Source organism: Mesorhizobium sp. (assembly GCF_004962925.1).
In the GTDB taxonomy this organism is placed as follows: domain Bacteria; phylum Pseudomonadota; class Alphaproteobacteria; order Rhizobiales; family Rhizobiaceae; genus Mesorhizobium.
The window spans coordinates 1-266 of record NZ_SUEO01000131.1 but is presented as its reverse complement, the minus strand read 5'-3'; the positions used below and the strand labels follow the sequence as shown (position 1 = coordinate 266).

The following is a 266-nucleotide window of genomic DNA, read 5'->3' as shown; positions in this document are numbered from 1 at the left end:
CTGTGATCCGACCTGTTTGGCGGCGGCTTCGAGCGATCTTTCAAACGCGTCGATCATCTGATCGACCTGAGGCTCGGTGATGATCAGCGGCGGGCAGAAGGCCAGCGCGTCGCCCATGTTGCGCGAGATGACGCCGTTCTGCTGCATAAAACCGTTGACGAGCCCGCCCAGCGCGCCGGCCGTCTCCCACGGCGTCTTGGTCACCTTGTCGCCGACCAGTTCGACCGCCGCGATCAGGCCGACGCCACGCACCTCGCCGACAAGCG

1 protein-coding gene is annotated in these 266 nt (G+C 65.4%); it reads right to left on the bottom strand.

All coding sequences use genetic code 11. The features are described from left to right. The coding region (locus tag E5W87_RS22945) for an aminotransferase class III-fold pyridoxal phosphate-dependent enzyme (protein ID WP_292402645.1) at window positions 1-266 on the bottom strand (266 nt) is incomplete at both ends.